This window comes from Bradyrhizobium sp. ORS 86 (assembly GCF_045571475.1).
GTDB lineage: Bacteria > Pseudomonadota > Alphaproteobacteria > Rhizobiales > Xanthobacteraceae > Bradyrhizobium.
Map to the genome: position 1 here is coordinate 5,613,750 of NZ_CP120699.1, position 21,045 is coordinate 5,634,794.

The 21,045-nt window shown below is 64.5% G+C and carries 19 protein-coding genes; 7 read left to right on the forward strand and 12 right to left on the reverse strand.

Features of this window, described 5'->3' with window-relative positions; translation table 11 throughout:
• Positions 1–109 precede the first annotated feature (109 nt).
• Both P6U25_RS25940 and P6U25_RS25945 read left to right on the forward strand, forming a co-directional pair.
• A complete protein-coding gene (locus tag P6U25_RS25940) occupies positions 110–1,384 on the forward strand; it encodes a serine hydrolase domain-containing protein (protein ID WP_407147605.1) in 1,275 nt (424 codons plus the stop codon).
• A 239-nt stretch (positions 1,385–1,623) separates the two neighbouring features.
• Positions 1,624–2,943, forward strand: coding sequence for a dicarboxylate/amino acid:cation symporter (locus tag P6U25_RS25945; protein WP_407147606.1), 1,320 nt, complete (start codon positions 1,624–1,626; stop codon positions 2,941–2,943).
• Between the two features lie 49 nt (positions 2,944–2,992).
• Here P6U25_RS25945 and P6U25_RS25950 read toward each other — a convergent pair whose 3' ends face one another.
• Entirely contained in the window at positions 2,993–3,250 is a 258-nt protein-coding gene (locus tag P6U25_RS25950) for a hypothetical protein (protein ID WP_407147607.1), read from the reverse strand.
• 620 nt (positions 3,251–3,870) lie between these two features.
• Here P6U25_RS25950 and P6U25_RS25955 point away from each other — a divergent pair.
• From P6U25_RS25955 to P6U25_RS25965, 3 genes are all read left to right on the forward strand, one after another.
• Positions 3,871–4,266: a helix-turn-helix domain-containing protein gene (locus P6U25_RS25955; RefSeq protein ID WP_094194089.1), complete on the forward strand. Its 396-nt coding sequence runs from the start codon at positions 3,871–3,873 to the stop codon at positions 4,264–4,266.
• A gap of 202 nt (positions 4,267–4,468) precedes the next feature.
• Entirely contained in the window at positions 4,469–4,750 is a 282-nt protein-coding gene (locus tag P6U25_RS25960; protein ID WP_407147608.1) for a hypothetical protein, read from the forward strand.
• A gap of 31 nt (positions 4,751–4,781) precedes the next feature.
• The gene (locus tag P6U25_RS25965) at positions 4,782–5,108 is read left to right on the forward strand and encodes a hypothetical protein (protein ID WP_407147609.1); all 327 of its coding nucleotides are present in this window, start codon (positions 4,782–4,784) and stop codon (positions 5,106–5,108) included.
• Between the two features lie 95 nt (positions 5,109–5,203).
• On the opposite strand, the gene P6U25_RS25970 is transcribed toward P6U25_RS25965, so the two are convergent.
• From P6U25_RS25970 to P6U25_RS26005, 8 genes are all read right to left on the reverse strand, one after another.
• Positions 5,204–6,286 (reverse strand): isocitrate/isopropylmalate dehydrogenase family protein, encoded by a 1,083-nt coding sequence (locus tag P6U25_RS25970; protein ID WP_407147610.1) that lies wholly within the window; start codon positions 6,284–6,286, stop codon positions 5,204–5,206.
• Positions 6,287–6,391: 105 nt separating this feature from the next.
• Positions 6,392–7,462: an alcohol dehydrogenase gene (locus P6U25_RS25975; protein WP_407147611.1), complete on the reverse strand. Its 1,071-nt coding sequence runs from the start codon at positions 7,460–7,462 to the stop codon at positions 6,392–6,394.
• A 130-nt stretch (positions 7,463–7,592) separates the two neighbouring features.
• Positions 7,593–8,561: an ABC transporter ATP-binding protein gene (locus tag P6U25_RS25980; protein WP_407147612.1), complete on the reverse strand. Its 969-nt coding sequence runs from the start codon at positions 8,559–8,561 to the stop codon at positions 7,593–7,595.
• The gene (locus P6U25_RS25985; protein ID WP_407147613.1) at positions 8,558–9,544 is read right to left on the reverse strand and encodes an ABC transporter ATP-binding protein; all 987 of its coding nucleotides are present in this window, start codon (positions 9,542–9,544) and stop codon (positions 8,558–8,560) included. Before P6U25_RS25985 ends, P6U25_RS25980 begins: the two co-directional genes overlap by 4 nt.
• Positions 9,541–10,413, reverse strand: a complete 873-nt coding sequence (locus tag P6U25_RS25990) for an ABC transporter permease (protein WP_407147614.1) — start codon at positions 10,411–10,413, stop codon at positions 9,541–9,543. The genes P6U25_RS25985 and P6U25_RS25990 overlap by 4 nt, the downstream gene beginning before the upstream one ends.
• Positions 10,400–11,350, reverse strand: coding sequence for an ABC transporter permease (locus tag P6U25_RS25995; RefSeq protein ID WP_407147615.1), 951 nt, complete (start codon positions 11,348–11,350; stop codon positions 10,400–10,402). The genes P6U25_RS25990 and P6U25_RS25995 overlap by 14 nt, the downstream gene beginning before the upstream one ends.
• A 6-nt stretch (positions 11,351–11,356) precedes the next feature.
• Positions 11,357–12,898, reverse strand: a complete 1,542-nt coding sequence (locus P6U25_RS26000) for an ABC transporter substrate-binding protein (protein ID WP_407147616.1) — start codon at positions 12,896–12,898, stop codon at positions 11,357–11,359.
• A 115-nt stretch (positions 12,899–13,013) separates the two neighbouring features.
• Positions 13,014–14,219, reverse strand: coding sequence for a CaiB/BaiF CoA transferase family protein (locus P6U25_RS26005; protein WP_407147617.1), 1,206 nt, complete (start codon positions 14,217–14,219; stop codon positions 13,014–13,016).
• 267 nt (positions 14,220–14,486) lie between these two features.
• Here P6U25_RS26005 and glgA point away from each other — a divergent pair, with 267 nt between their 5' ends.
• A complete protein-coding gene (gene glgA, locus P6U25_RS26010) occupies positions 14,487–15,887 on the forward strand; it encodes a glycogen synthase GlgA (protein WP_407152613.1) in 1,401 nt (466 codons plus the stop codon).
• A 248-nt stretch (positions 15,888–16,135) separates the two neighbouring features.
• Entirely contained in the window at positions 16,136–16,885 is a 750-nt protein-coding gene (locus P6U25_RS26015; protein WP_407147618.1) for a hypothetical protein, read from the forward strand.
• 63 nt (positions 16,886–16,948) lie between these two features.
• Here the strand turns inward: P6U25_RS26015 and P6U25_RS26020 are convergent, their stop codons facing one another.
• The 3 genes from P6U25_RS26020 to P6U25_RS26030 all read right to left on the reverse strand — a co-directional run bounded on the left by P6U25_RS26020 (position 16,949) and on the right by P6U25_RS26030 (position 21,034).
• A complete protein-coding gene (locus P6U25_RS26020; protein WP_407152614.1) occupies positions 16,949–18,181 on the reverse strand; it encodes an MFS transporter in 1,233 nt (410 codons plus the stop codon).
• Between the two features lie 94 nt (positions 18,182–18,275).
• A complete protein-coding gene (locus P6U25_RS26025) occupies positions 18,276–18,779 on the reverse strand; it encodes a PRC-barrel domain-containing protein (RefSeq protein ID WP_407147619.1) in 504 nt (167 codons plus the stop codon).
• A 53-nt stretch (positions 18,780–18,832) separates the two neighbouring features.
• A complete protein-coding gene (locus P6U25_RS26030; protein ID WP_407147620.1) occupies positions 18,833–21,034 on the reverse strand; it encodes a glycogen debranching N-terminal domain-containing protein in 2,202 nt (733 codons plus the stop codon).
• Positions 21,035–21,045 lie beyond the last annotated feature (11 nt).

Consider the following 21,045-nt stretch of genomic DNA (forward strand, 5'->3'; position numbering starts at 1 on the left):
TGCGGCTGCCAGCGTACACCACCACCCCTGCGCGGGTAAGCGGCAGCCGATTGGTGCAGAGCACACTTTTCGGCTATCAAGACGCACTCGCCAGCCGGAGAAGAGCCCGATGTCAGCCCCTACCCTTGCCTCCCCTGAATCCGCGGGAATGTCGACCGCAGCGCTCAACCGCCTCGAGGCGCATCTGAAGAGCCGCTACATCGAGTCCGGCCGCTTTCCCGGGACACAGCTCCTGGTCCACCGCCGCGGCAAGCTCGTCCATTCCACCGTGCAGGGCTTTGCCGATCTCGAGCGCAAGGTGCCGGTGAAGGACGACACCATCTTCCGCATCTATTCGATGACCAAGCCGATTACGTCGGTCGCCTTCATGATGCTGGTCGAGGAAGGCCGCGTCGCGATCGATGAGCCGGTCGCCAAGTACATTCCCGAATGGAAGAACCTCGGCGTGTTCGCCGCCGGCACCGCGCCGGCCTTCCTCACCCGCCCGCCGTCGCGGCCGATGCTGATCGTTGATCTGTTGCGACACACTTCGGGCCTCACCTACGGTTTCCAGCAGCGCTCCAACGTGGATGCGGCCTACCGCGAAAAGAAGATCGGCGAGGTCGTCAAGGCCGGCACGCTCGACAGCATGATCGAGGACCTGGCCAAGATCCCGCTGGAGTTCTCGCCGGGCGAGGCCTGGAATTACTCTGTCGCCACCGACGTGCTCGGCTATCTCGTCGGCAAGATCTCGGGTCAGCCGTTCGAGCAATTCCTGAAAGAGCGCATCTTCAAGCCGCTCGGCATGAACGACACCGACTTCTTCGTGCCGTCAGACAAGGCGCACCGCCTGGCCGCCTGCTACTCCGCCGATCCGCAGGGCGGCTTCAATCCGCTCGCCGCCGAGCGCAAGGGCACGCTGACGCTGCAGGACGACCCGGCGACGAGCTCCTTCCTCTCGCCGCCTTCGCTGATCTCGGGCGGCGGCGGGTTGTGCTCGACCGCGGCCGACTACCTCACCTTCTGCCGGGCGCTGATCAACGGCGGCGAGCTCGGCGGTGTCCGCCTGCTGGGGCCGAAGACGCTGAAACTGATGACCTCGAACCATCTGCCCGGCGGCGTCGACCTGCCGGCGATGTCGCGCTCGCTGTTCAGCGAGGCAGCCTACAACGGCATCGGCTTCGGCCTCGGCTTCGCGGTGACGATGAACCCGGCCCAGACCTTGATTGCCGGCAGCCCCGGCGAATTCAACTGGGGCGGCGCGGCCACCACGTCGTTCTTCGTCGATCCGGCCGAAGAACTGATCACCATCTTCATGACGCAGGTGCTGCCGTCCAGCGCCTACCCGCTGCGGCGCGAGCTGCGCACGATGGTCTACGCGGCGATCACCGACAGCAATCTCTGAGACGACGCCATGCCGCGGCGCGCCGAGCGCCGCGGCACCCCGCAAGTCGGCTGCCCAGGGCAGATTTTCCCGCTCCGTTCCTGAACGGATGCCGTTCAATGACGGAACGGCTTGCGCGGCCTGCTGCGATGCGGTGGGCCGGTTTCGGGCAGGTCAAAGACGTCGGATCATGCGACATTCTGGCATGCAAGTTGCTAGGCTGAGCGAGGTTCGGGCCAGCCGAAATCGAGAGGAAAGACATGTCGACCATCGCAACCGCAGTCGCCGAGACACGCAAGCCGCTTTACACGTCGCTGTTCGTTCAGGTGCTGGCCGCGCTCGTGCTCGGCATCATCATCGGCATGGCCGCGCCAGATTTCGCGATCGGGCTGAAGATCTTCAGCGACGCCTTTCTGAAGCTGATCTCGATGATCGTGGCGCCGATCGTGTTCTGCGTGGTGGTGCACGGCATCGCGGGCGCCGGCGACCTGAAGAAGGTCGGACGAGTCGGCGTCAAGGCGCTGGTCTATTTCGAGGCGATGACGACGGTCGCGCTCGTGGTCGGACTGCTGCTCGCCTATCTGTTCGGCCCCGGCCACGGCATGAACATCGACACCTCCACGCTGGACGCCAAGGCACTCGGGAACTATGCCGGCAATGCCCAGAAGCTCAAGGGCGAAGGCATCGGCAGTTTCCTGCTCAACATCATCCCGACGACGTCCTTCGATGCGCTGTCGCGCAACGACGTGCTGCAGGTGCTGTTCTTTGCCATCATCTTCGGCGTCAGCCTGGCGCTGGTCGGCGGCGAGAAGGGCGAGAAGATCTCCTCCTTCATCGACGCGGTCTCGACCGTGCTGTTCCGCGCCATGGGCCTGATCGTGCGGTTCGCTCCGATCGGCGTGCTCGGCGCGGTCGCCTACACCGTCGGCAAATATGGCGTCGGCTCGCTGAAGCAGCTCATGTCGCTGGTCGCGCTGTTCTACGTTTCGGTCACGATCTTCGTGCTCGGCGTGCTCGGTGCCGTAATGGCGCTTGCCGGAGTGAGCATCTTCAAGTTCCTTGCCTACCTGCGCGAGGAGCTGATGATCGTGCTCGCAACCGCCTCCTCCGACGCGGTGCTGCCGCAGGCCATGCGCAAGCTGGAACGGCTCGGCATCAAGGATTCGGTGGTCGGCCTCGTGATCCCCACCGGCTACTCCTTCAACCTCGACGCCTTCTCGATCTATCTCACGCTGGCCGTCGTGTTCATCGCACAGGCGACCAACACGCCGCTGTCATTCGGCGACCTGCTGCTGGTGCTCGGCGTGTCACTGATCACCTCGAAGGGCGCACATGGCGTGCCGGGCTCCGCGATCGTCATCCTGGCGGCAACGCTGAACGCGGTGCCGAGCATTCCCGCGATCGGCCTCGTGCTGGTGCTTTCGGTCGACTGGTTCATCGGCATGGCGCGCGCGGTCGGCAACCTGATCGGCAACTGCGTGGCGACCGTGGTGGTGGCCGCCTGGGAGGGCGATCTGGACCGCGACAAGGCCCGGCGCGTGCTCGACGGCAGCGAGACGGTGGATGTCACCGCTGGCTAAAGCGCGGCATGGCGCGCTCGGCGCGGAGCCCGCCCCTGCCCATTGAGCACTACTTGACCAGCCTCAGGTAAGGAGGAAACCGCCGGGCGGTGGCGGGTTCCTGCAACTGTCCCTCCGACGCCACCATGTCACACAAGGCCTTCAGCTCGGCGTCCGTAACCTTGTGCAGTTCCATCCGAAGCTCAAGGATGGCAAGCGACAACAGTCGCGCGGTCTCCGCGTTTGCCCTGCCGACCAGAAATGCCTGACATTCTTCCAAGGTCGCTAGTAGCGCCAGCAACCGTTCTTCCGTGCTTGCGACCGGCATATTGTCCACTCCCGGAGCCCCGAGGTCGACCCAAGGTGCTCCCTCTTTCGCTTCATTGCCTCTCCGCAAGAATTGCCGGCTTGTGGTAGGCGTGCATCCGCTACGAATGATCGAGAACTTTTGGGCAATTGTCCAGCAACATTCCGAAAGCCTGACTTGCACTTACGTCAAACTTTTTGATGGACCGAGCTGTCCCGTGCAACTGCGCCGGCCTTCGTGATCCACCGCCGCACTAGCAGGGGTTGCATCCAATCTCCGGTGCCCGTACAATAGTTTGGCCCGTAGAAATACGGGCAAAGTGTCTGTGCCGCCCGGTAAGCATACGCAAAATCTGTGGCGATCAAACTCGCGCTAGTTGTGGTTCTGTCAATATTTTGCCAAATGTAGAGGGCGGGGTGTCGACAGACACCTTGGCGCAATCGACTTCAGGCGGTCGGGAGCGTCGGTACAAGGGTGCTTCCAACGCGCGAATGCGTTTGGATACCATCCCGCGGTCTTCTTGGATTTTCGTAGTTCTCACGATGAACTGACGATCCACACGAACTTTAACGCGGTACATCATGGACGAATCCCTGACCTATGCGGGCCAGGGTTTCCCGATTGAAGGACGGGTCACCAGAATGAACAGATCAGCAGCAAAGAAGATGAAGCAGCGCAGCGCCGGTAAACCGGACATCGAATTGGGCAAGCGGATCCGCCTGCGGCGTGTGGAGCAGAAGATTTCGCAGGCCGAACTCGGCGACAAGCTCGGCGTCAGCTTCCAGCAGGTCCAGAAGTACGAGAAGGGCGTCAATCGCGTCGGCGCTGCCCGCCTTCAGCAGATCGCATCCGCGCTCGACGTGCCTGTCACCTTCTTCTACGACGGTGACAACAAGGCCCGCGAAGTCGAGAGCCTCCTGTTCCTCGACAGCGCCTTCAGCCTCCGGTTGCTGCGCGCCTACAGCAAGATCAAGGACCAGACCGTCCAGCGCCAGCTTGTGTCGCTGATGGAATCGATCGCCGCCAACGAGGACTGAGCGGCACCCGATGTCAGATCGCGGCGCCGCGGACGCGATCGACCCGGCATGAGCGGATCGGCCGGCCATCGGCCGCCGCGACGTGTGATCCGCCGGCTGGGCTGGGCGACCATCGAAGCGCTGCCATCGTGGATGGCGGCGCTTTTTTCTGGAATGCGCTCGGCGCGGTCAAGATCAGCATGCCCAGTCCTATTCGGTCTGCATGCGCGACACCGACCAGCGCAGCCTGTTCAGCGACGACGATCCCTTCCATTCGCATGGCTGCTCGCGCGTCGACAACGCCGAGCATCTGCTGACCGCGCATCGCGCGCAGTATTCAGAGCCGCAAACACTCGTCTGCATCTCGCCATTCTGTCGCGCGGCCAATTGTCGCCCGCGACGCGAGGTGACCTTAGAACTCCGCATTTCCTGCGTTGAAGCAGCACTCGCAAAACCAAGTGCACTGGCTCGCCTTTTTGTCGCAGCAACCAAGCGGCCCGCATGACAGTTTTCAGGCTTCAACGAAGGAGATCTCAATGAATATCAAGCTTGCTGTTTTTGGATTGGCCGCTTTGGGAAGCGTGGCCCTGACCTCCGGCTCCGCCTCCGCGATGCCGAACGGGCTTCCGCAGGCCAGCCACATCGCAGGCCAAACATCCAATATCGATCAGGTGCGTCAGGTCTGCGATCGCTGGGGCCGTTGTTACTGGCGGCCGGGCGCATACGGCTACTACGGACCGCGCCATCACGGATGGCATCATCGCCCGCATTACCATCACCCCCACCATTACGCACCGCGCCATCATCGCGGACACGGCCACGGCGGGCACCATGGCGGACATCACGGCGGCCACCGCCGCTAGTCGTCAGCGAGGGGGCTTCGGCCCCCTCTTTTTTGTTCCGTCACCCCGAGGCTCGCTCCGCGAGCACCTCAGCATGACGGGTCAGTATCTCGCAGCTATAGCGCCGCCAGCACCGCGTTGGCGATATCGGCGGTGCCGTTGCGGCCGCCGAACTCGAACGGCTTGATGCCGCCGGCATAGACCTTGTCGACCGCACGTTCGATCCGCTCCCCGGCTTCCGCGGCACTTTCGAGACCATGCTTGTCGGCAAGCCAGTCCAGCATCATCGCCGCAGACAGGATCATCGCGGTCGGATTGGCCTTGCCCTGCCCCATGATGTCGGGCGCGGTGCCGTGGCACGGCTGGAAGACGGCGTAGCGATCGCCGATGTCGGCCGACGGCGCCATGCCCATGCCGCCGATCAGGCCGGCGGTGAGGTCGGAGAGGATGTCGCCGAACATGTTCTCGGTGACCATGACGTCGAAATCCCATGGGCGCTTCACCAGCATCGCTGCGGTGGCATCGATATAGAGGTGATCCGCCCTGACGTCGGGATGACGCTTCGCGGTCTCGTCGAAGATCTCGCGGAAGAACGCGAACGCCTTGAACACGTTCGCCTTGTCGACGCAGGTCAGCCCGCCGCCGACGCGACCGCGCGCCTTGCGGCGTTCGGCGAGCCGGAACGAGAACTCGAATAGCCGCTCCGAAGTCCGGCGGGTGATCACCATCGTCTCACGCGCCTCGCTGTCGGTGACGACGCCCTTGCCCATCGAGGCGAACAGACCTTCGGTGGATTCCCTGATCACGACGAGGTCGATCCCCTTTTGGTCGGCGCCGACGATCGAGCTCGCAACGCCCGGGATCAACCGCGCCGGGCGCACGCCGGCATAGAGGTCGAAGATCATGCGCAGTTCGATCTGCGGCGCGATCTCGGTATTGTCGGGATAACGCACCGACGGCAGGCCGCAAGCGCCCAGGAGGATGGCGTCGGCCTCCTCGCACAGCCGGATCGTGCTGTCCGGCATCGACTTGCCGGTTTCCTTGTAGTGGCCCGCGCCGGCCGGCGCTTCGGTGAAGCGGAATCTCAGATCGGTCGTCGCTTCGATCTTGCGCAAAACCTCGAGCGCGGGCGCCATTACCTCCGGGCCGATGCCGTCACCGCCGAGGACGGCGATATGAAATGCGTTGTTGGCGGACATGGGAATCTCCGAAAGGCAACCGTCATTCCGGGGCGATGCGCAGCATCGGAGCCGGAATCTCGAGATTCCGGGTTTGCTTCGCGCCCCGGAATGACCACACCTGAACTACGGCGTCAGCACCGCGCGGCCGACGAGCTGGCCCTTTTGCAGGTTGGTGAGCGCCTCGTTCGCCCTGGCGAGCGGCATCGGCGTGACCGGGATCGCCGGAATCTTCTTCTCGCGCACGAGATCAAGCAGTTCCTGCGTTTCGCGCAAATTGCCGACATAGCTGCCTTGGATGGTGACGGCCTTGATCGGGATCAGCGGCAGCGCCCAGGTCGCACCGCCGCCGAACAGGCCGACGATCACGAGCTTGCCGCCCTTGGTCAGGCAATCGAAGCCGAGCTGCGTGGTCTGGGCGTTGCCGACCAAATCGATCGCGGCGCGGATCGGCTGACCGGCCTTCTTCATCAATTGCTCCAGCGCATCCGGCGCCTTGCCGTCGACGGTGGCGAGCGCGCCGGCCGCCTCGGCCGCCTCGCGCTTCCTGGCATCGATATCGACCACGATCGCGCCCTTGCCGCCCATCGCCTTCAACAGCGACAACGCCATCAGGCCGAGGCCGCCGGCGCCGAAGATCACGATCGGGGTGTCGAGATCCTTCTCGACCTTCTTCAGCGCGCTGTAGGTGGTGACGCCGGAGCAGGCGTAAGGTGCCGCCGTGACCGGATCGAGCCCCTTGAGGTTGAGCAGATATTTCGGGTGCGGCACCGTCATGTGGTCGGCATAGCCGCCGTCGCAATAGACGCCGAGCGCGTTCGGCTTGATCGCGCACATGTTCTCGTCGCCGCCAAGGCAGGTCGGGCATTTGCCGCAGCCGAGCCACGGATAGGCCAGCGCGACATCGCCGATCTTGAGGCCGCCCTTGTCGGCGTCCTTGACGTCGGGCCCGAACGCCACGACCTCGCCTACGGTCTCGTGGCCCATCGTGCGCGGCAGCGACACCCCGCGATCTTTCAGCGACAGCGGCTTGCGACCGTGGCCGAGATCATAGCCGCCTTCCCAGATGTGCAGGTCGCTATGGCAGACGCCGGCTGCCTTGACCTTGATCAGCACCTGCGTGCCTTCCGGCTGCGGCGTCGGACGGTCGACCTCCTTCAAGGGCGCGTTGAAATCGACAACCTGAAAGCTCTTCATCACAGTTCTCCCGAGAGGCTTGTTCGTTGCGGCCGACCTTGCCACGCCGACGCGCCAAGGACAAACGTTCAAGGCCGCAATTTCGGGCGACCGCCATGCGCGTCGCTCGAACAATCGCGGCCGCCACGATCTAGATCAGCGGATGATGGCACGCGGCGAGTTGGCCGGGCGCCACCACGCGCAGTTCCGGCACCTCGCTGGCGCAGCGCGCATCGGCGCGCGGGCAACGGGTGCGGAAGCGGCAGCCCGACGGCGGCGCGATCGGCGATGGCGGCTCGCCGACCGGCACGCTCTGGGTCGGGCGGACATCCGGATCGGGCACCGGGATCGCCTCGATCAACAGTGAGGTATAAGGATGCGCCGGCCTTGCAAAGAGCTGCTCGGACGGACCGACCTCGCAAAGCCGGCCGAGATACATCACGGCGACGCGGTCGCTGATCGCCTTCACCACAGCGAGATCGTGCGCGATGAACAGCAGGGTCAGGCCGTAACGCGTCTTCATCTCCTCCAGCAGATTGAGAATCTGCGCCCGGATCGAGACGTCGAGCGCGGAGACCGGCTCGTCGCAGATGATGAATTCCGGATTGAGCACCAGCGCCCGCGCGATGCAGATGCGCTGGCATTGTCCGCCCGAGAATTCGTGCGGCAGGCGTCCGCTCACCAGCGCGGGATCGAGGCCGACCGCCGACAGCACGTCGGAGACGAGCTGCTTGCGCTTGCCGGGATCCTTGACGCCCGAGATCAGCAACGGCTCGGCGACGATATCGCCGATCCGCCGCCGTGGATTGAGCGAGGCGATCGGATCCTGGAAGATGAGCTGCACGCGCCGGCGCATCTTGCGCAAGCGCTCGCCCTGCATGGTGGAGAGATCCTGGCCGTCGAACAGCACCTTGCCGGAGACGGCCTGACGCAATTGCAAGACGGCGCGGCCGAGCGTGGATTTGCCGCAGCCGGATTCGCCGACCAGGCCCAGCGTCTCGCCGCGGGCGATCTCGAGGCTGACGTCTGATACCGCGTGGATGGTCTTGCCGCCCACGGAATATTCGACGACGAGATTTTCGACCTTCAGCAGCGGATCAGGTGAGGCGTGTTGCATCATGCGCTGGCACCCGCTGTGATCGGATGGAAGCAGGCATAGAGATGCTCCGGCGTCTCCGCCGTGCTGAGCGGCGGCTTCTCCGTGCTGCAGCGGCCGGCGGCATAGCGGCAGCGCGGCGAGAACGCGCATCCCTTCGGCGGCCGGGTCTGATCCGGTGGGCGGCCCGAGATCGCCGGCAGCGGCGTATGCGGCGCGGCGTCGAGCTTTGGCAGCGCGGCGAGCAGCGCCTCGGTGTAGGGCATTCGCATCTGCTTGAACAACGACGGCGTCGGCGCCCGCTCGACCACGCGCCCGGCATACATCACCGCGACCTCGTCGGTGCGGCCGGCGACCACGCCGAGATCGTGGGTGATGATGATCATCGCCATGTGGCGGCGCTGCTGCTCGCGCGCCAGCAAATCGAGGATCTGCGCCTGGATGGTGACGTCGAGCGCGGTGGTCGGCTCATCGGCGATCAGGAGTTGGGGCTCGCAGGACAGCGCCACCGCGATCGCCACGCGCTGGCGCATGCCGCCGGAGAGCTGGTGCGGATATTGCGCCAGGCGCTGCTCGGGCGCGGGAATGCCGACCGCTGCCAATAGCTCGATGCTGCGTTGCCTTGCCTGGGCGAGCCCCAGTTCGAGATGCTCCTGAATGGTCTCGATCAACTGGGTGCCGATGGTCAGCACCGGATTGAGCGAGGTCATCGGGTCCTGGAACACGACCGCGAGCGATCGGCCGCGCAGCTTACGCAATTTTTCCGGCGACAGTTTCAGGAGATCCTGCCCGCCGAACATCACCCGTCCCGACAGCTTCGCCTTCTTCGGCAGGAGCTGCAGGATGGTGCGCGAGAGCATGGTCTTGCCGCAACCGGACTCGCCGACGATGCCGAGCGTCTTGCCGGCGCCGACGGCAAGATCGACGTGATCCACCGCCCGCAGATTGCCGCGCGGCGTCGGCAGGTCGACCACCGCATCCTCGACCGACAGCAGGACGCCGCTCACAGCGCACCCTGCCGTGGGTCGGTCAGCGCACGTATGGTGTCGCCGATCAGGTTGAACGAGAGCACGGTGAGGAACATCGCGATCGCAGGGATGAAGGCGAGCCGTGGCGCCACGTCGAGGCTTTCACGCCCCTCCCCGATCATGCTGCCCCAGCTTGAGATCGGCGGCGGCACCCCGAGGCCGAGGAACGACAGCGATCCCTCGACCACGATGGTGACGGCGACGCCGAGCAGGAAGAAGGCGAGCAACGGCAGCAGCACATTGGGCAGCAATTCGCGCAGCAGGATGCGGGCATGCGTGGCGCCGAGCGCCTGCGCCGCAATGACGAATTCGCGCCGCGCCAGCGACAGCGTCGCGGCCCGCGCCACCCGCATGAAGGCGGGAATGCCGAGCACGCCGAGGATGCAGGTCAGATTGAAGATCGACTGGCCGAGATAGGCGGTCACCGCGAGTGCCAGGATCAGCGGCGGGAACGCCAGCAGCACGTCCATGCTGCCGACCACGACGGATTCGAAACGGCCGCGGAAATAGCCGGCGAGCATCCCGAGCGCGCCGCCGATGGTGACGCCGATCACGGGCGCGCAGAGCCCGACGATCAGCGAGATGCGTGCGCCGTAGATCAGCCGCGACAGCTCGTCGCGGCCGAGGCCGTCGGTGCCGAGCCAATGCTCCGCTGAGATCGGCGCCCGCCGCTCCAGCATGTCCATGTCGGTCGGGCTCGGGAGCGGCAGCAGGTCGGCTAAGATCGCGACCGCAAACACCAGCACCATCCAGCCGATTGCGACCCAGAACAGCAGGCCGAACCGGCTGCGGCGCCGAGCCGGCGTCGCATGGGCCTCGTCCTCGAGGCTCAGCTCAAGCGTGGCCATGGCGGATCCTCGGGTCGAGAACGGCGTACAGCATGTCGACGATGAAGTTCATGATCACGAAGCCCGCGGCAACCAGCAGCACGACGCCCTGCAGGATGATGAGATCGCGGGTATAGATCGCGCCGACCAGAAGGCGGCCGATTCCCGGCAAGGCGAAGATCGTCTCGACGATGACGGCGCCGCCGATCAGCCGGCCGATATTGATGCCGGTGATGGTGACGAGCGTCAGCGACGAGGGCTTCAGGGCGTGCACGAACAGGATGCGCGACGGCTTCAGACCCTTCGCCTTGGCGAGCGCGATGTAATCCTCCTGGAGCGCGGCGATCATGTCGGAGCGCAGCACGCGCATGATGCCCGGCCATTCCGCAAGCCCGAGGGTCAGCGCAGGCAGGATCATGAAGCGCAGATTGGCGACCGGATCCTCTGTCAGCGGCACATAGCCGGTCGCCGGCAGCAGGCGCAGTTCGACCGCGAACAGATAGATCAGGAGGATCGCGGACAGGAAGGTCGGCACCGACAGCATGCCGAAGGCCGAGCCGGTCATGAAACGATCGAACGCGCTGCCGGCCTTGGCCGCGCAGGCAATCGCGAGCGGCACACCGATCACAAGCCCGATCAGCTCGGCCAGGATCATCAGCTCGAACGAGACAGGGACGCGCTCGCTGACGGCCTGCAACACGGTCTGCCCGGTGCGGAAGGATCGCCCGAAATCACCCTGCAGGATGTGCCAGAGCCAGCCGAGATAGCGCAGCCAGATCGGCTGATCGAGCCCCATGTCGTGGCGCAGGGCCGCGACATTTTCGGGTGTCGCCTGGTCGCCGAGGATCACGTAGGCGAGATCGCCCGGCAACAGTGAGGCGATCACGAAGGTCAGCACCGAGACGGCGATCAGCACCGGTAACAGGTACAGGAGCCTGCGCGCGACGAAGAACAGCATGAAACGCTATTCCTTCCAGGCGTCGGATACGTCGAGCACCCCGTTGAACATCTTCGGCACGCCCTTCACCTTCGCGCTGGAGATCGCGTAATAGGTGTTCTGGAAGGTCCAGAACCAGATCGCCTCCTTGTTGATTAGACGGCTGATCGCGCAATAGTCCTCGGTGCGCTTGGCAACGTCGGCGGTGGTTCGCGCATGCTCCAGCAGCCGGTCGAGCTCCGGATTGGAATAGTTCGCCAGTGCCACCGGGCTGCCGGTGTGGAAATTGGCGTACATCTGCGGATCGGGATCGGCGAGATCGACGATGCGCCACGGCGTGAGCTGGAACTGGCGCATGAAGGCACGCGGCGGAATGGTGGCCTGATCGACTTGCTCGATCTCCATATTGGCGCCGATCCGCTTCCAGAATTGCTGCAACACCTGACCGCCGGTGCGGCCGCGCGGCGTCGCCGTGACCAGCATCTTGAACTCGACCGGCTTGCCGTAGTCCTTGATCAACGCCTTGGCCTTTTCGACATCGTAAGGCAGCGCGCCGTCATCCTTGCACTTGACCCAGGATCCATCGCCATAGGGATTGGTGGCCGGTCGCGCCAAGCCGTTGGTGATCGCCTGCGACATCTTCTTGCGGTCGAGCGCCATCACCAGCGCCTGCCGCACGCGCACGTCGTCGAACGGCGGAACCTTGGTGTTGAAGGCGGCGACAGCAGCCCCCGAGCCTTGGTAGGTGTGCACAGTCAGAGTCGGGTCCTTCTGCGCCTTGATGATGTTGTCGGCGTCAGCCTCGTCGTCCCAGATGATGTCGGCCTCGCCGGACTGCAGCGAGGCGAAGCGCGACTGCGCATCCGGCAGCGGCTTCAAGATGATGCGGTCGAGATAGGGCCTGCCCTTGTCCCAATAGTCCGGGTTCTTCTCCAGCACCATGCGGTCGCCCGCGGTCCAGGATTTCAGGATGTAGGGGCCGGTGCCGACCGGATTGCGGTTGTAGTCGTCGCCCTTGGACTTCCATGCGGTCGGCGACTGCATGACGTTGTTGGAGCTTTGAATGGTCTGCGTTGCCGGGAAGTTCACCGCAGGATCAGTGAAATTGTAGCGCACCGTCAGGTCGTCGACTGCATCCACGCTCTTGATGTTGGTGATATAGAACGCGCAGCGGCACTTGTTGGCGGGATCCTTCTGGCGGTCGAAGTTCTCCTTCACCGCCTGCGCATTGAACGGCGTGCCGTCATGGAATTTGACGCCGGGCCGCAGCTTGATGGTCCAGGTCTTGAAGTCCTCCGAGTGCTCCCACGACAGCGCGAGCTTCGGCTTCACCTCGCCCTTGTCGTCGAGCGTGGTCAGCGTGTCGAAGATCGCGGCCGCCGCGGTGTTGGCCGAGGTGTCGTAGACGCCGACCTTGAGCGGATCGAAGCCCGGAATGTCGAGTTCTTGGCCGACGGTGAGCGTGCCGCCCTGCTTCTGCGCGCTAGCGGGCGCGACGAATGCGGCCGAAGCGAATCCCGCCACGAGAAATAAACGCGCAAGCGCGTGCGCGCGGTTGACCGGCCTCATATGCTCCCTCCCAAGGTGCAACGTCCGGTGTTCCGGATCGTCGTGTTATAGGGGGCAACATTGGCCGGAATCGCCGCGCGCGGCAAGACCGTAACAAGGATGAAAAAGCCGCAGGTTAACTCAGCTCGGCTTTCGGCGGTTGTGCAGCAAAGCCGGCGATCTCGTCCTCGCAGAGGCCGATCTCCTTCAGGTACGACAGCGTGTGCTCGCCGAGCGTCGACATGCGCTTTGCCGCCGCGACCGTCGCCCCCGACATGCGGAACGGCAGATTGAGCACCTTGAACGTGCCGCCGCCGTCCTCGACCTCGGCAAGCCCGCCGCGATGCGCGAGTTGCGGATCGGCGAGCGCTTCGCGCACGGTGCGATAGGCCGACGACGGCACGCCATATTCATTGAGCGCGGCAAGACAATCCTGCGTGCTGATGGAGCGTGACCACGCCTCGACGCCCTCCATCAGGCTCGCCCAGTTCGCCCGGCGATCGGAATATTTGGCGAAGCGCGGATCGGACACCCATTCGGGGCGGCCGATCACCTGCATCAGGTTCTGGAACGTCTTTTCGCTGGCGATCGCCACCATGACGTAGCCATCAGTGGTTTCGATCGGTCCGAACATCGGCCGCTGCGTTTGCTTCACCTCGAACTGGGACCATTGCAACTCATTCAAGGTCAGGCTCAGCATCGATTCCAGCATCGAGACGTCGATGTGCTGCCCCTTGCCGCTTGCACTGCGCTGATAGAGCGCGGCAGAGATCGCCCCGAAGGCATAGACGCCGGTCAACACGTCGGCGTGATAGATGCCGCAATAATCCGGCCGGCTGCGGCCCGGCTGATAGGCGAGATGAGCCATCTCATAGCCCGAGGCGGCATGGATCACCGGCGCGTAGGCCGGCAATTCCGCCGACGGACCGGTCTGGCCGTAGCCCGAGATCGAGCAATAGATCAGCTTCGGGTTGATCTCGCGCACCGAGGTGTAGTCGAGCTTCAGCCGCCGCATCACGCCGGGACGAAAATTCTCGAGCAAGATATCGGCGGTCGCGATCAGCCGGCGCACCGCCTCGACGCCTTCAGGTGACTTCAGGTCGAGCACAAGGCTCCTCTTGCCGATATTGAGCTGGCCGAAGGCGGTCGAGCAGTTGTTCCTGACTGGCGGGCGGGTGCGCATCGTCTCGCCTTCGGCAGGCTCGATCTTGATCACCTCGGCGCCCATGTCGGCCAGCATCCGCGTGCAATGAGGTCCGGCGATCGTGGTCGAAAAATCGAGCACGCGAACGCCGTCAAAGCTCCGTGTCAAATTCCCCTCATCGTTGCCGGCTATTATCATTCCCAAGGCTTCCTCTGTCGCACGGTGCATCATTGTTCGGTGCCGCGCGACCCTAAGGCATGAACCGGAAAACTGGAAACCGGTTTTCCGAAAAGATCAGCCGAAACAAGCGAAGTGAGCCGTGCGGACAGGAACGCGTCTCGTCCAGATCGGGACCGTGGGTCGTGTTGCACTTTACTCAACGGCAAACTGGACCCAATCTTGCATAGTCCCTGTCACGGGCTGGAACGAGGGCGCTTGTTGAAGGTCTTGTTCGTCACGACGGAGATGGACGATTTCGTCCGTGTGGGCGGGCTCGCCGCCGTGTCCGCTGCACTTCCCCGGGCGCTTCGCGCGTGGAGCGACGTCAGGATCATGCTTCCCGGCTACCGGGACGTGGTCGAGCAGTTCACTCACATTGAAATCGTTGGCCAATGTGCTGCGCTCGCCGAGATGCCGGCCTGCACGCTGGGGCGCGCGTCGACCAAGGACGGGCTGCCGGTCTATGTGCTGTTGTGCCCGCAACTCTACGACCGGCCGGGCAACCCTTACGGCGACGAATCCGGCCGCGACTGGCCCGACAACGACATCCGCTTCGCTCGCTTCGCCTCCGCCGCGGCCGAACTTGCAGTGGGCATGCTGGACAAGAACTGGGCAGCGGACCTCGTGCACGCCAACGACTGGCAAGCGGCGCTCACGCCGGCCTATCTCGCCTGGCGCGAGGCGCGGATTCCCTCGATCCTGACCATCCACAATCTCGCCTATCAGGGCCTGTTTCCGAAGGACTCGCTGCGGCGGATCGGCGCACCGGAGAGCTCCTTCCACATCGACGGGCTGGAATTCTACGACAAGCTGTCTTTCCTGAAGGGAGGCCTCGTCTACGCCTCGCACCTGACCACCGTCAGCGCGACCTATGCGAAGGAGATCACGACCGCGGAGCTCGGTTGCGGGCTCGAGGGCCTGTTGCGGATCCGCTCCGATACCGATCAGCTTACCGGCATCCTGAACGGCATCGACGAGAGCTGGGACCCGCGCCATTGCGCGCAGCTCGCAAAACCCTTCGGCGCCGGTGACTGGAAGGGCAAGCAGGCCAATGCCGATTATGTCCGCAGGCAGTTCGGGCTTGCGGTCTCGCGCGGACCGATCTTCGGCCTTGTCGCCCGCCTGGTGCATCAGAAGGGCGTCGACCTCGTGCTCTCGGCCGCCGACGAGATCGTCGCCGCGGGCGGGCAGATCCTCGTCACCGGCAGCGGCGAGCCCGCTATCGAGGAGGCGCTGGTGGCCGCACACCGGCGCCGCCCCGACGCGATCGGCGTCGTGATCGGCTTCAGCGACGCGCAGGCGCGGCGGATTTTTGCCGGCAGCGATTTCACCCTAATGCCGTCGCGCTTCGAGCCCTGCGGCCTCAGCCAGATGTATGCGCAGCGCTTCGGCTCGCTGCCGATCGGTCACCAGACCGGCGGGCTCGCCGAGACCATTGCCGACGGCGAGACCGGGTTCCTGTTCCCGCAGCCCTCGACGGAGTCCTTCCTCGGCGGCGTCAAGCGCGCCTTCGACGCCTTCCGCGCCAAGGATCGGCTCAACATCATGCGTCGCAGCGCGATGGCCAAGTCCTATAGCTGGAACCTGTCGGCCGCTTGCTACGGCGCCCTCTACAAGAAGCTGGTGATGCCGCGGGCAGCCGCGTGACGTGCCATCCCGACGATTTCAGCCCGTTTTTCTCCGCGGCACGCGTGACGAAGCGTCAGCACGTTACCAGCCAAAATACTGATGCAAATGCGGCCGACCGCTGCGCCGCAACATAGTGGAACAGAGTGCCTGTCGGCGCAGAGAGAGACACACGGCCAATTGTTGCCGCCGCCTGACAGACATGTGATACCGTCGGGTTATTGGGGATCACCAGTTTTCCTTGTCCTGCGATCCAAAGGGGGCACCCGATGAACGTCCTTGTCAAAACCTCACCGATGAGCCTCGCGGATGAGCTGACCGCGCACGCCGTGGCGAGCATCGAGGCGGCCGATTATTCCGCGGCACCCTTCCCCCACATCGTGTTTCGCAATTTTTTTCCCGCCGATTTCTACCGGGACCTGACCAAGAGCATCCCCACCGAGGGCTATGATCCGATCACCGGCACGGGAACGCGGATGGCGCTGCGCCTTTACGGCGACAATGTCGACAAGATCGATGCAGGACTGCGTCCGCTCTGGGCTGCCGCGTCGACCATGTTGGCCTCGAAGCCGGTCGAGCAGGCGATCCGCGCCAAGCTGCACGACGGGCTCGAAATCCGTGCCCGCGGCGACAAGCTGCCGGGCGTCGAGGACGTCAAGCTGGTGGCAAAGCCGGTGCTCTATGTCGACAGGGACGGCTACCAGATCAAGCCGCATCCGGACACGCGCAAGAAGGTCGTGACGATGCAGCTTTATTGTCCCACGGACGCCAGCATGGAGGCGCTCGGGACGACGCTCTATCAGGCTTCCCTCAAGGGACTGTTTCACGTCAACTCCTACTGCCTCGAGCCGGTGAAGACCATTCCCTTCCTGCCCAACCTCGGATACGCGTTTGTGGTCCTGAAGGCCTATCATTCGCTGTCAAAGATGAGCTGGCATGGCCGCCCACTGATCAAGACCGATCGCCAGCGGATCTCCATTCTCAACACGTTCTACATGAACGAGACCGTCGGGTTCTGAGCCGGGCTATCGGTTCGGCTGCGCAGAAGTCCGTTTTCCGGAAATACAGGCGCGCGCGGGCGGTCACTCGGTTCGGCGCGTCTCTGGCATGACCAGCCAGATCAGGAGAAGCCCAAGCATCGCGACCCCGGCGAGGCCCATGAAGGCGACGCTGCTGCCGAGCTTGTCACTGACGTAGCCGGCCATCACCGTGCTGAGCGATGCGCCGATGCCGACGGCGGTGCCGACAATGCCCTGCGCCAGATTGAAATGGCCGGTGCCGTACGCGACATCGGCGACCACGAGCGGCACCATCACGCTGAAAACGGCGGCGGTGATGCCGTCGAGCACCTGCACCACCACCAATAGGTATGGATCGCGCACGGTCGCGAACAGCAGGCCGCGGATCGCGAGCGCGCTGAACGCGATCAGCAGGAGCGGCCGCCGACCCCATTCCTGTGCCTTGCGTCCGACCGACGGTGAGGACAACGCCACGATCGCCTGAGGCACGATGATGCATGCCGCGATCAGGACGGTCGCCCATTGGCTCGATCGCGCCGTAACCACGCCCGCCATCAGCGGCAGCATCGCCGCGTTGGCGAGCTGGAACAGCATCATGCCGCCGGCAAAGATCAGGAGCGGTCGCTGCCGCACCAGGCGCCAGACGCTGGTCGCCTTCTTGTCCGGGACTTCGCGTTTCACCGCGCCATGGGCCTGGGCGATGTCGATCTCGCGTTCGCGGATCCGTGACAACGACAGCAGCGTCGGAATCGCAAGGAAGAACGTAACCAGGAACACCGAGCGGCTCGACAGCAGATAGCCGCAGGCGCCCATCAGCGCCGCAGCCGAGCCGTTGCCGAGCGAGGCGAAACGCGCATTGCGGCCGAGCCGCTCTCCGATCGCGCGCGGTCCGACCAGGCCGAGGCTGATGGCGGCGATCGCAGGACCAAGCACGCAGCTTGCCAGCGCATGGAACGTCGCGGCGACCGTCACCACGGGCAAGATGGGCCAGAGCGCGTAGGCCAACGCGCTCATGCCGATGGTCGCAACCGCAAACCCCGCGACGATCCGTTCCGAACGCGCCGCATCGACGATCGCTCCACCCGGCATCTGGCCCAGCAGGCCGATGATGCCGCCGATCGAGAGCACGAAGCCGATCTCGACCTGGGTCCACTTTTGCGTCGTGAGATACACCGCAATGAACGGACCGAAGCCGGTCTGCACGTCAGCCAGGAAGAAGATGAACCAGTCTAGGCCGCGCTGGCTCTCGCGCGAAGGCGTACGCGACGGCTCCGGCCTGGGCGGATCCGGAACCAGAGGCACAAAATCGGTGCTGCCGGCTGATCGCTTGCCACGATCGTCGTCAACCGTCTCGAAGGAAGAATTCGGACGTGCGACCAGCTTCGTTCCCCTAATGCTCGTAATCCCACGGTTGGAGGCTTCCGGCCGCACCCAGCACGATCAGTGGCGTATCTTCCTTGTATTCGGGCGCCGCACTGACTTGCTGCTTCGTTAGGTCAAGCGTGATGCTGTCGCTTTTGTTGCTGACGCCGGCAAAACGCAGCGCCTTCCAGTCGACCACGATCTTGCGGCTGCCGACGCCGAGGAACCCGCCGAAGTCGATCACGGCCGCGCGCACATTGCCGTCGCGGTCGACGATGACATCGACAATGCGGCCCATATCCTCATTGGCCGCGCTGCGGACGTCGCGTCCGAGAATGCCGTGCGCATCGCGGGCCCCGATCACGGTCACCGATGGAGGCGGCGACGGTTCCTTGGCCTGCTCCTTCGGGTTCGTCTGGGCGGCCGGTGGCGGCGGCGAAGGTGATGGTGATGGTGAATCGTCGGTGGCGCGGACGCTGGCGCAGGTGACCAGCGTCACCGCGACAAGCGAGATGATGATCCTCGAACGCATGACATTCTCCCACGATCTTCCTAACTGCACGCAAGGCGGCGGTGCGACGACGCTCAATGCGTCAGCACGATCGAAACCTGGATCTGTCCGCGCGTGCGCAGCACCTCGAGCGATACCTCGCCATCATGGCGGCGCAATCTCAAATCGACGCTGGACGCTCCGAGCCGGAGGTCGCGCACCACCACCTCATTGAGGAAATCCGGCAGACGCGGATCGCGCAGGCGAATTTCGCCGCGTGCCGTGTCGAATTCAAGCCCGAGTGCCGCTTCCAGCAGGGTGAACGGTGTCGCGCTCGCCCAGGCCTGAGGTGCGCAGGCGACCGGATAGAGCACCGGGCCGCGCCGGAGCTCGCGGCGGAAGCCGCAGAACAGTTCCGGCAACCGCCGCAGTTCCATGTAGCTCGCGGCGTCGAACAGCCCCTTGAACAGATGCGCCACCGAATGCTTCAGGCCGTAGCGCGCGAAGCCGAGCGCGATCAGCGCGTTGTCGTGCGGCCAGATCGAGCCGTCGTGATAGGACATCGGATTGTAGCGCGCCTCGCCGACTGCGACGGTCCGGATGCCCCAGCCCGAGAAGAACTTCTGGCTCATCAGGTCGGCGGCGACCCGTCGCGCGCGATCCTCGCGCACGATGCCGGAAAACAGGAGCTGGCCGGCATTGGACGTGCGCACCCTGCACTGCTCCTTGGCGCCGTCGAGCGCCACGGCATAGGTGCCGAGCTCCTCGCACCAGAAGGCCTCCTCGAAGCGCTTGCGCAGCCGCTCGGCCTCGGCCTCGAGCCTGGCCGCCTTCTCGGGCATGCCAAGCCGGCGTGCCGCATTCGCGGCGAGCCGCTTGCCGGCAAACACATAGCCCTGCACTTCCGACAGCGCGATGTATCCCTCGGCGAGCTTGCCGTCGGCGTGGAAGATGGCGTCGTAGGAATCCTTCCAACCTTGATTCTGCAGGCCCTGCTCGGTGGCACGTTGATATTCGATGAAGCCGTCATGGTCCGGATCGCCCGGTCCGTCGATCCATCGCAACCCGGCCTCGATCGCCGGCCACAATTCGCGCAGCGTCGCCTCGTCGCCGGTGCGCTCGAGATAGAGCCCCGCGAGCAGCACGAACAGCGGCGTCGAGTCCACGCTGCCGTAATATTGCGCGAACGGCACCTCGCGCAGCGCCGCCATCTCGCCGCCGCGCATCTCGTGCAGGATCTTGCCCGGCGCGGCATCCGCCAGCGGATCAACCGCCTTTGCTTGGAACACGGCGAGCCGCTTCAGCACGCCCTGCGCAATCCGCGGGTCGATCCACAGCATCTGCAGCGCGGTGATCAGGCCGTCGCGGCCAAACGTCGTCGAGTACCAGGGGATGCCGGCATAGGGATAACGGCCCTGCGGCGTCTCCGTCATCAGCATGTTGAGGTCGGCCATCGCCTGGCACAGCACCTCGTTGAAGATGTTGTTGGAGGTCTCGACGCTGGCCGCGCCGCCGGACAAATTTCGCATCTCGCGGCGGTGCGCCAGCAAGCCGCGGAAGAACGGCACCGGCTTCTGCATGACCGGCTTGTTGCAGGACACGGCGACGAACAACGAGGTGACCTGACTGGGCGCAAGATCGAAATGATATGTCGCCGCGTTTACTGACAGCCGCGTCGGCCGCGGATCGAAATGCAGCGCCGTGACCCGCGACTGCTCATCGAGACCACGATATTCGAGCGCGACATCGGTCGGCCCCAATAGCTTGCTCGAGCCCGTGCCGCGCCGCGCCCGGCGCTCGCCGCGCACCTCGAACAGGTCGGCGAAGTCGTTGTCGAACAGCAATGTGAGATCGAAGCTCGCGGGACGGTCGCCGTGGTTCTGCAACCCGATGCGCTGATAGGCGGTGCCGCGCCACAGGAAGATCGAGCGCACGATATGCAGCGTGTCCTTCTGCAGGGTCAGGCGATCGTTGCGATAGACGTCCGAATTGGTGAGGTCGACCGTCAACGCCGAATTGTCATCACGCAGATTGGACCCGAGCAGCAGCGGCTGCACGTCCTCGAGCACCATTTCCAGCCGCGCGAGATAGCGCGTATCGGCGTTGAACAGACCGTCTGGCCCGCCTGCCGAGGCGCCGATATCGCCATGGCTGTCAAGCACGATGAAGGTGTCGTCGTGCTTGAGCGAGCGCCGCGGCCGCGCCGCGGGCCCGGTCATCGGAATGTAGAACGGCGATTCGGCGACCCGCTCGACGATGCGGGCAGTGATCATTTGCGTAACGACGTCGGTTGCCATCTGAACCTCGG